General features: G+C 72.2%; 3 protein-coding genes. 1 reads left to right on the top strand and 2 read right to left on the bottom strand.

What is annotated here, in order from left to right; translation table 11 throughout:
• Both GQQ93_RS17740 and GQQ93_RS17735 read right to left on the bottom strand, forming a co-directional pair.
• Positions 1 to 908 (bottom strand): hypothetical protein (locus GQQ93_RS17740; protein WP_157425583.1); only part of this gene is annotated, 908 nt, incomplete at its 3' end.
• A gap of 101 nt (positions 909 to 1,009) precedes the next feature.
• Positions 1,010 to 2,143 carry a hypothetical protein gene (locus tag GQQ93_RS17735; RefSeq protein ID WP_157425582.1) on the bottom strand — a complete coding sequence of 378 codons (1,134 nt, stop codon included), beginning with the start codon at positions 2,141 to 2,143 and terminating at the stop codon, positions 1,010 to 1,012.
• A 105-nt stretch (positions 2,144 to 2,248) separates the two neighbouring features.
• Between GQQ93_RS17735 and GQQ93_RS17730 the strand changes: the two genes are divergently transcribed.
• Positions 2,249 to 5,917 carry an efflux RND transporter permease subunit gene (locus GQQ93_RS17730; RefSeq protein ID WP_157425581.1) on the top strand — a complete coding sequence of 1,223 codons (3,669 nt, stop codon included), beginning with the start codon at positions 2,249 to 2,251 and terminating at the stop codon, positions 5,915 to 5,917.
• The last annotated feature ends 83 nt before the right edge of the window (positions 5,918 to 6,000 follow it).

Genomic DNA, 6,000 nt, shown 5'->3' with positions numbered 1-6,000 from the left:
CCCCCGGTTCCGGGCTGCACGACCGTCTCGGCGTCGGTCGACGTGGAGTCGCCGATGCCCGAGATGGCGTTGCCGCCGAGCGTGATCGGCAGCCCGAGCTCGGGCAGCAGCTGCGTGCCGCCGAGGAGCGAATCATCGCCCGAGGTGGTCGCCTCGCCGCCGTCCGAGCCGCCGGTGGCGGCCGTGGTGGCCGCCCCGTCGCTCGACGAGTCGCCGATCACCGAGACGGCGTTGCCGCCGAGGGTGATCGGGATCTCGATGCCGCCGAGGATCTGCGTGCCGCCGAGCAGGCTATCCTCGCCCGACGTCACCGCCTCGCCCGAGCCGCCCGTGGAGCCGCCGGTGGCGACCTCCGTCGCGGCACCGCTCGACGACGAGTCGCCGATCACCGAGATGGCGTTGCCGCCGAGGGTGATCGGGACGTCGAGGTCGATCAGACCCTGCGTGCCGCCGAGGAGCGAGTCGTCCCCGCCGGTCTCGGTGTTCGCAGCCCCGCCGGCGTCGCCGCTCGGCTCGGCCGCCGGCGCGCTCGATGTGGCGGCATCCTCGCTCGACGAGTCGCCGACCACCGAGACGGCGTTGCCGCCGATCGTGATCGGCACCTCGACGTCGATGAGCGCCTGGGTGCCCGAACCGATGCCGTCGTCACCCGAGGTGACCGCGGCGGGCTCGGAGGCGTCGCCGGCCGCGACCTCCGCAGAGGAGTCCGACGACGACGAATCCCCGATGAGCGAGATCGCGTTGCCGCCGAGCGTGATGGGCAGGTCGATCGAGATCCCGGCTTGGGTTCCCGACACGATGCCGTCGTCGCCGCCCGTTTCGGACGCGTGGGCGACGCCGGCTCCGAGGAGCGTGAGCCCCCCGGCGAAGAGGGTCGCGTACAGCGCCCTCAAGGCCATTCTCTTCATGATCCAGTCCTCCTGACTGATGGGAAATGTCGCTCCCGGGCAGGGAGCGATGACCGTGTCCGCGGGTGCACGCGGTGTGCGTGCGTGCGGACCGGCCCCCGTCAGTCAGGGGTGGAGTCGGTGTCGTGCACCGGCGACGACGGCAGCTCGTCGTCGACCGAGTGGAGCGCGAGCGACGCGAGCGCGTCGAGTTCGAGGGCGGCGAACGCCGCGTCAGAGGTGCTGGATGCCGCGCCCGCACCAGCGCCCGCGGCGCCCGTGCCGGGCATGCCCGAACTGCCGCCGGGTGCGGCCGGCGTGCTCGGGGCGGGCGGAGTGCCGTTGTGCGGGATTCCCGGTTCCGACGGCCCTGCGGGGGCGCTGCCGACCTGGCCGGCCGCATCCGCGGGAGGGGCCGAGCCGGGAGGCCCGGAATCACCGACCGTCGCTGGCGCGCTCCCGCCCGGGGGCGCCCCCGGCGCCACCGGGGTCGCGGGGGAGACCGGGTTCTCGCCGGGCACGCCGGGTTCGCCGGGCAGACCGGGTACGCCGGGCAGGCCGGGACCGACGGGATCGACCGGATCGCCGGGAAGCAGCGGGATCGACGGCACCTGGGGGAGCACCCCGGAACCGTCGGTCGGGAGTTCGCCGAAGTCGCCGACGACCGTGCCGAGCGTGTCGTCGACGGCGCCGACCACCGGGTCGACCACGCCGCCGAGCGCGTCGTCGCCGAGCAGCGAGCCGAGCACGGGGAGCGAGCCGACGAGGTCGTCGACGCCACCGGTGATCGGGGTCGTGATCGCGCCGACCGTGCCGCCGCCGGCGACGTCGGAGACGGTGCCGGTGACCCCGTTGGCGACCTCGCCGACCGTGGAGTTCGCGTCGCCGATCACGGTGTTCGTGGTCTCGGTGACGGTGTCGACCACGTCGGGGACGAGGGTGTCGATCGTGTCGGCCACGGGCTCGGGCGCGATCTCGACCACGGGGTCGAGCAGTTCGTTCACGGGTTCGACGACGGTGTCGACGACGCCGTCGAGGGTGTCGCCGACGGCCCCGGTGAGCTCGGTCACTCCGCCTACGAGCGAGCCGACGCCGCCGAGCAGCCCGCTCGGCTCCTGTTCGTCGGCCGAGGCGCTCGCGCCGCTCGAGAAGAGCGTGACGGCGAGCCACATGGCCGAGAATGCGGTGCCGAGCACGGCGTAGCGAAGCCACGGCACCTGCCGTGCGCCGCCGTCGCCGATCCGCTCGACCCCCACGAGGGTCACCATAGCGCGCGGAACGCCCCTCGGTCGAGGGATTCCTTGCGACGGATTCCGACACTCGGTGACATCCTGACCCCACCTGCCTGCGAGAATCGAGCAATGCACCTGCTCGCTGCGCTCAGCATGAAGAACCGCGCGCTCATCGCGCTCGTCACGATCGTGGTCGCGATCTTCGGCGGTATCTCGCTCACGAGCCTGAAGCAGGAGCTCGCGCCGTCGATCGAGTTCCCGCAGCTCTCGATCGTGTCGAGCTACCCCGGCGCCTCGCCCGACATCGTCAACACCGACGTGTCCACGCCGATCGAGACGGCGATCCAGGGAATCACCGGCCTCGAGTCGACGTCGACGACGAGCTCGACGGGGCTCTCGCGCGTGACCGCGAGCTTCACCTACGGCACCGACCTCGCGTTCGCCGAGCAGAAGCTGCTGTCGGCCGTGAACCGCATCCAGAGCCAGCTGCCCGACGACGTCGACCCGCAGGTCATCGCGCTGAGCCTCGACGACTTCCCGGTGCTGCAGATCGCCGTCACGGGCGCGGAGGACATGAGCGCCCTCTCCGACGAGATCGAGCGCACCACCCTCGGCGAGATCACCGACGTCGACGGCGTGCGCGACGCGACCCTCGTCGGCGAGATCGGCCAGCGGGTCACGATCACCCCCGACCCCGCGAAGCTCGCCGGGTTCGGCATCAGCCAGCAGGCGATCCGCGACGCGCTGCAGCAGAACGGCCTCCTCGTGCCCGCGGGCACCATCACCGAAGGCGACTCGACCTTCGCGGTGCAGACCGGCACGCGCATCGGCAGCGTCGACGAGATCGCGGCACTGCCCGTGCTCGGCGCCACCGAGGCGCCCACGATCCCGGATGCCCCGGAGGAAGGTGCGGGCGACGGCACCGGGCTGCCGACCGACGGCACCGAGCTGCCGACGGACGGCACCGGCACCGGCGTCGACGCCCTCCCGACCGAGGCCGTGCGGGTCCCCGCCGAGGTGTCCATCTCCGACGTCGCCACCGTCGAATTGACCGACAACCCCGTGACGAGCATCTCGCGCGTCGACGGCGAGCCCGCACTCACGATCTCGGTGACCAAGCTGCCCGCGGCCAACACCGTCGAGGTGTCGAACGCCGTGACCGCGCTGCTGCCCGGCCTCGAGTCCTCTCTCGACACGACGAACCCCGGCGCCACGTTCACCGTCGTCTTCGACCAGGCGCCGTACATCGAGCAGTCGATCGAATCGCTCGCGACCGAGGGCCTGCTCGGCCTCGCGTTCGCGGTGATCGTGATCCTCATCTTCCTGCTCTCGGTTCGGGCGACCCTCGTCACCGCCATCTCGATCCCGACGTCGGTGCTGATCACCTTCATCGGCCTGCAGGTGGCCGACTACACCCTGAACATCCTGACCCTCGGTGCCCTCACGATCGCGATCGGCCGCGTGGTCGACGACTCGATCGTCGTCATCGAGAACATCAAGCGGCACCTCGTCGAGGGCACCGACAAGGCGTCGACGATCGTGCGCGCGGTGCGCGAGGTCGCCGGCGCGATCACCGCCTCGACGATCACGACCGTCGCGGTGTTTCTGCCGATCGCGCTCGTCGAGGGGGTGACGGGCGAGCTGTTCCGCCCGTTCTCGCTGACCGTCACGATCGCGCTCCTCGCCTCGCTCCTCGTCTCGCTCACGATCGTGCCGGTGCTCGCGTACTGGTTCCTGAAGCCCGCGAAGCTGCACGTCGAGCAGGGCGCCGAGGAGGTCGAGGCCGAGGTGGCCGCGGCCGCCTTCGTCGACGACGTCTGGCTCGCGCCCGAACTGCGCGACGAGAGCGGCGCCACGGGGCTGCCCGTCGCGGGCGGCGGCGAGCGCGGGGCATCCGCCCGAACCGCCGTGACGCCGGCCGCGCCGGTGGTCGCGCCCGACGAGCTCGAGCACCCCTCGCGCCTCCAGCGCGGCTACCTGCCCGTCATCGGATGGACGCTGAAGCACGGCGTGATCACGCTCATCATCGCCGTGCTGGTGCTCGTCGGCACGGGCGCGATGATCCCGCTGATGAAGACCAACTTCCTCGGCTCCTCGGGGCAGAACACCTTCCGCGTCACGCAGGAGCTGCCGATCGGCACGAGCCTCGATGCGCTCGACGAGGCGTCGGAGCCGGTCGAGCAGGTGATCCGGGACACCGAGGGCGTCGAGACGGTGCAGACGTCGATCGGTTCGGGCTCGAACCCGCTCGCCGCGGCCTTCGGCGGCGGCGGTGCGACCGTCACCTACTCGGTCACGACCGACGAGGACGCCGACCAGGACGCCCTGCAGGCCGAGGTGCGCGACGAGCTCGACGGTCTCGACGACGTCGGCGAGGTCTCGCTCGCCGCCTCGAGCGGCTTCGGCGCCTCGAGCGACATCGAGGTCGACATCACCGCCTCGAACGCCGAAGACCTGCAGGCCGCGACCGACGCCGTCGTCGACGAGCTCGACGGCGTCGAGTCGGTGTCGCAGGTCACCTCGAACCTGTCGGAGTCGCGACCGTACGTCGCGGTCGAGGTGAACCGGGCGGATGCCGCGGCGGCGGGTTACTCGGAGGTCGCGCTCGGCGGCTTCGTCTCGGCCGCCATGCAGCCGCAGAGCGCCGGCTCGGTCGTCATCGACGAGAAGACGCTCACGATCTACCTCGCGACCGACGACCCGCCCGTCTCGGTCGAGGAGCTGTCGGCGCTCGAGGTTCCGACGCCGACCGGCGTCGTGCGCCTCGACACGCTCGCGACGGTCGAGCAGGTCGACGGGCCCGCCTCGGTCACGACCGTGCAGGGCCTGCGCAGTTCGACCGTCGCCGCGACGCCCGCGGGCGACGACCTCGGCACGGCGAGCGGCGAGGTGCAGGCGGCCGTGAACACCGTCGAGCTGCCCGAGGGCACGACCGCCTCGATCGGCGGCGTCACCGCCGACCAGCAGGAGTCGTTCTCGCAGCTCGGGCTCGCGCTGCTCGCGGCGATCCTGATCGTCTACATCGTCATGGTGGCGACGTTCCGCTCGCTGCTGCAGCCGCTGCTGCTGCTCGTGTCGGTGCCGTTCGCGGCGACCGGTGCGATCGCACTGCAGGTGATCACGGGCATCCCGCTCGGCGTCGCCTCGCTCGTCGGCGTGCTCATGCTCGTCGGCATCGTCGTGACGAACGCGATCGTGCTCGTCGACCTCGTGAACCAGTACCGCGACCGCGGCATGAACGTGCGCGACGCCCTCGTGCACGGCGCCTCGCGACGACTCCGGCCGATCCTCATGACGGCCCTCGCGACGATCTTCGCGCTGCTGCCGATGGCGCTCGGCATCACCGGGCACGGCGGGTTCATCTCGCAGCCGCTCGCGATCGTCGTGATCGGCGGCCTGCTCTCGTCGACGCTGCTCACGCTCGTCGTGCTGCCCGTGCTCTACGACCTCGTCGAGGGCGGGCGCGAACGGCGTCGCGGCAAGCGCGCCGCGAAGGCGGCCGGCGGTGGGGATGCCACGGGGCCGGCGCCCGCGGCCGCGGCTGTGCCCGAGGCGGTCGACGGCTCGGTGCCCGCTGTCGCCGAGGCTCCCCAAGCGGCCGTCGATCCGTCCGTGGACCCGTGGCCGACCGCCGCGACGAACGAGCCGAGCACCGGGGCCGAGCCGGCAGCGCCGGATGAGCCGACCGACCGGAGCGGAGCGGACGAGCCGGCAGAGTCCGCCGATCCGATCGATTCGGCCGATCCGAAGGCCGAAACTCGTGACGATGACGGGCACGGGGGCCCGCAGCGCGGCTGACGCTCGCCGTGCCGCGCCGCGCCGGGCCGAGCCGGGCCGAGCCGACCGGGTGATCCGATCAGGCCGGTCTCCAATCGAGCCAT

The organism is Agromyces lapidis (genome assembly GCF_009749405.1).
Lineage (GTDB): Bacteria > Actinomycetota > Actinomycetes > Actinomycetales > Microbacteriaceae > Agromyces > Agromyces lapidis.
Note: the sequence above shows the minus strand (reverse complement) of the source record. Positions and strands in the feature narration are given on the sequence as shown.